General features: G+C 71.6%; 4 protein-coding genes and 1 pseudogene. 1 reads left to right on the top strand and 4 read right to left on the bottom strand.

All coding sequences use genetic code 11. The annotated features are described in order from the left end of the window. Positions 1–217 precede the first annotated feature (217 nt). The 3 genes from EYA84_RS28820 to eccB form a co-directional block, all read right to left on the bottom strand. On the bottom strand, positions 218–508 hold the full coding sequence (locus EYA84_RS28820) for a WXG100 family type VII secretion target (protein WP_131057129.1): 291 nt from the start codon (positions 506–508) through the stop codon (positions 218–220). Between the two features lie 14 nt (positions 509–522). Continuing rightward, on the bottom strand, positions 523–852 hold the full coding sequence (locus tag EYA84_RS28815) for a WXG100 family type VII secretion target (protein ID WP_131057127.1): 330 nt from the start codon (positions 850–852) through the stop codon (positions 523–525). Between the two features lie 158 nt (positions 853–1,010). Continuing rightward, positions 1,011–2,438, bottom strand: a complete 1,428-nt coding sequence (gene eccB, locus EYA84_RS28810; RefSeq protein ID WP_131057125.1) for a type VII secretion protein EccB — start codon at positions 2,436–2,438, stop codon at positions 1,011–1,013. A gap of 144 nt (positions 2,439–2,582) precedes the next feature. Here eccB and EYA84_RS28805 point away from each other — a divergent pair, with 144 nt between their 5' ends. After that, the gene (locus tag EYA84_RS28805; RefSeq protein WP_131057123.1) at positions 2,583–3,329 is read left to right on the top strand and encodes an SUKH-3 domain-containing protein; all 747 of its coding nucleotides are present in this window, start codon (positions 2,583–2,585) and stop codon (positions 3,327–3,329) included. A 3-nt stretch (positions 3,330–3,332) separates the two neighbouring features. On the opposite strand, the pseudogene EYA84_RS28800 reads toward EYA84_RS28805, so the two are convergent. Next, positions 3,333–3,546, bottom strand: a pseudogene (locus EYA84_RS28800) (type VII secretion integral membrane protein EccD); the annotation flags it as partial.

Raw genomic sequence — 3,546 nt, 5'->3', positions numbered from 1 at the left:
AGGCGTATAAGAGACAGCCCGGTGGCGGCCCTCCCGGCCGTCGGCGCCACCCGCCCCGATGCCCGGGATCGACGAGCCCGAGGAGGCGTTCTTCCGGGTACCGACGTCGACGCCGCGCGGCTGACCAGCACGGCGGCACAGGCAGCACTGCCGCACAGGCCTTACGACGACGGCCCGGCACAGGGCCGGGCCGTCCAGGTGTCTCCTGGTGGCGGGATCAGCCGCCGAACTTCTGCCGGTTCGCCGCCTCACGGGCCTGCATCTTGCCCGCCGACTCGCGCAGCGCGCGCTCGATCCGGGTGAGCAGGTCACGCAGGTCGTTGGCGGCCGACTCCCACTCTGCCTGCCGCTGGAAGTACGCCTCACGGGCGTCGCCGTCCCAGGTCGCGAGCAGCGGCGCGATGCCGGACTTGAGCCCGTCCAGCTCGCCGGTCATGTTCCGGACCGCGCCACCACAGCTGTCCGCCGCCGCGTTCAGGCCGGCGAAGTTGTACCGAATCTCCGTCATGACTTATCTCCCCGTCAGAGCTTCAGCGCCGCGGTGATCTGGCCGGCGGTCGCGCCCGCGCCCTCCATGTCCGACCGGATCTCCTCGTCGCTGACGTCGTAGTCCTTACCGGCCGATCCCACGGCCTCGGCGATCGCGCGCAGCGCGACGTTGAGCCGGGCCATGTCCTGGTCGAACCGCTCACGGACCTGGTGGAAGGAACCCGCGCCGGCCCCCTTCCACTGGTCGTACAGCGGAGCGAGCTGGTCCATCAGCGAGTTGAGGTTGCCGGTGAGCCGGTCGGCGACGGCATCGACGTCACCCTCGGTCTTCAGCATCAAGCCGGTGTCGGTATTCATCGACATGGCGGAAGTCACCCCCGTCCTCGTTCGATCGCCCCGCGTCACCGGGGGCGGCGTGTCAGTCGGCGCTCACGCACCATCGTCGTACGAACGGTAACGGGTCGTGTCCAGTCGACGCTAGACCAGGAACCCGGCCCAGCCTTCCATTGTGGCTGGTCGGATCACTCCGGGTCGAGTGCCCGCTTGGCGATCGCCGGGTCGAGGGCGGGACCGGCGGGCAGCCGGACCACCAGGCTGGCCGGCAGTCGTACCGGCTGCACACCGGAGTAGCCGAGCATCGCCGCCACCCCTTCGGACGCCAACGGGTAGCGGTAGCCGATGTCGGTGACCAGGTTGAGGGTGCCGGTCCGCTGGTCCGGGGAGGGCACGGCATCGACAAGCACGCCGTAACCGGGTGCGATCACCACCCGGTCGGCCAGCGGAATGCCGTCGCCGGTCTGCTCACCGGTCCGCACCGGCTCGCGTACCGGTTGCACCTGGGCGTCGAGCAGCACCGTCGGCTCGTCCTGGTCCGGCTGGTAGGCGGCACAGACGGCGGGCTGGTCACCGGTCAGTCGGGCGATCTCGGGCCGCTGCTCCGGGGCGCGGTGCCGACCCTGGGCCGGTGCCTCGCCCTTCGGCGCGGCGGCGGCGGTGCCGGCGGCGAGTTCCAGCGCCCGGGGTTCCGAGGAGTCCGGGTACGCCGCGCGGGTCTCCGGGTCGGCCAGCACCACGTCCGCCTGCACCGGAGTCAGCGGTACGAGCCGGTTCCGCTCGGCCTGGTAGTGCTGGCGCGTGCCGTTCTGGCTCTCCACCACGAAGACCTGACCAACCCGGGCGTTCGCCAGCGCGGTCGAGGTCGTCCCCCGGTCGGAGACCCGACGAGGCGCGATCGGTTCTCCGGCGGGCAGGGCGTTCAGCCAGGCACCACCGACCTCCACCACCGGTTCGGCGCTCATGGTGAGCCCCTCCAGCACGATCTTCTCGTTACGGATCTCGTACCGGTGGTCGCGCCAGACCAGGTGCAGTCGCTCGGTCTTGCGGTCGCGTACCAGCAGCGCCGCGTCGCCGGGCTCGCGCCCGCCCTCGGGTGCCCGCCCGACGGTGAGCACGGTGGTGGCGACGATCCCGCCGGCGGCGTTGCGGGCGGGCTGCGTGCACAGCGTCCACGGTCCGTCCAGGATCCGGTTGGCAGCCGGCAGCGCGTCCGGCGCGAACGGGATGCCGATGCGGGGGCCACGGGGAGTACCGACCAACGAGTTGCGGGAGACCGACACGGTCGGCGCAGCGGACTCCATGGCCAGCAGTGCCGAGGCGTAGTTGAGCACCGGGTGCAGGCGGCCCTCCCGATAGAGGTAGCGGGTGCCGGTCTCCTTCTCCAGGATGACCGCGCCGCCTTCCTTCCACTTCGTGGCGCCGCCGGGACGCAGCAGGCCGTAGACCCCGACGGCGCCCAGGAACAGCACCGCCACCATCACGCTGGCGAAACCGGCGCCACCGAGCCGACGGAACGGCGCGGACTCCGGGTCCGGGTCACGCGCCACCAGCGCGGAGGTCATCCGTTGCACGAAGAACTGGTACGACTGGACCTGGTCCCGCCGCGACGGCATGGCACCCCTCCCCCTGGCGTACACCCGGCACGGTCACGTGGGCCGCGCCGCGCGGTGCCTACCATATGCAGGGCGCCGGGCCAGCCGATGCCCGCACCCGGCCCGCCCGGCGAAACCGAACTCGCCAGCCCGAGGAGTCGTTCGATGATCAGTCGCGAGCAGGCCCTGGCCATCGCACGCCAGTGGGCCGGTAGGCACCAGCCGGTGCTCGATGTGACTCTCTTCGAGTTCGACCTGGGCTACGTGGCGTGCCTGGTCGAACCGGTGAGCTCCCCTCCCGACGGGCCACCCGCGCCGCCGCCGTCCACGGGCTACCCGCGCGCGGTCGTCGACCGGGAGACCGGTGAGGTGTCGCAGTGGCCCTCGTTGCCCTGGCAGGTGGTCGCCGACCGGTACGCGCAGCGCCGCAGCGCCGAGGGACGCTTCCCGCCGGACGTACGGCATGTGCTGGAACAGGCGGGATGGTTCCCGGGCCGTGAACTGGGTGCACCGGTGGACCACTGGATGCGACGTTTCGCCGACGAACTCACCGGGCTGGAGTGCTACCCCGCCGCCCGCGCCGCGATGGTCGAGTTCGGCGGCCTCCAGTTGCCTCAGTTCGGCCGTAGCGGTCGGCCCGGCGGCGGCTTCACGAGTTACATCCACCCGACCCGGGGTGGCGTCACCACGGTGGGTGCCCGCGAGTTCATCGAGGAGTTCGACAATCCGGTCTACCCGATCGGCAACAACGAGGACGGACCGTCCGAACTGGTCGTGGACGCCCAGGGACGCGTCTTCATGCTGCACTGGGCCGACGACTTCTTCGTCGGCCCCGACATCGACTCCGCCATCGTCGCACTCATCCGGGGCGGCCCGATGACCGAAGCCAGCGACCTCGACTGGCAGACCTGAGGGTCAGCCGTTGATGGCGCGCATGAAGGCGTACAGGCCCAGCACGCTGCACGCCACCGGCACGATGGCGAGTTGGAGCAGGATGTCGCAGACGTCGCCGAGGCGGGCCAGCCGGGGTGACGGGGGGCGTCGGCTGTAGGCGAGCCCGGCGGCGGCGGCGAGACCGGCCGCGACCAGGGCCACCGGCAGCACCGCCAGCACCCGCGCGGCCGTCGAC

Origin of the sequence: Verrucosispora sp. SN26_14.1, from assembly GCF_004307965.1 — a bacterium.
Taxonomy (GTDB): Bacteria; Actinomycetota; Actinomycetes; order Mycobacteriales; family Micromonosporaceae; genus Micromonospora.
This window is presented reverse-complemented; position numbering and strand designations above follow the sequence as displayed.

What these genes read in the sequence shown, in the direction of transcription:
- EYA84_RS28820 (WP_131057129.1), bottom strand. Translation starts at nt 508, where the DNA reads ATGACGGAGATTCGGTACAACTTCGCCGGCCTGAACGCGGCGGCGGAC.
- EYA84_RS28815 (WP_131057127.1), bottom strand. Translation starts at nt 852, where the DNA reads ATGTCGATGAATACCGACACCGGCTTGATGCTGAAGACCGAGGGTGAC.
- eccB (WP_131057125.1), bottom strand. Translation starts at nt 2,438, where the DNA reads ATGCCGTCGCGGCGGGACCAGGTCCAGTCGTACCAGTTCTTCGTGCAA.
- EYA84_RS28805 (WP_131057123.1), top strand. Translation starts at nt 2,583, where the DNA reads ATGATCAGTCGCGAGCAGGCCCTGGCCATCGCACGCCAGTGGGCCGGT.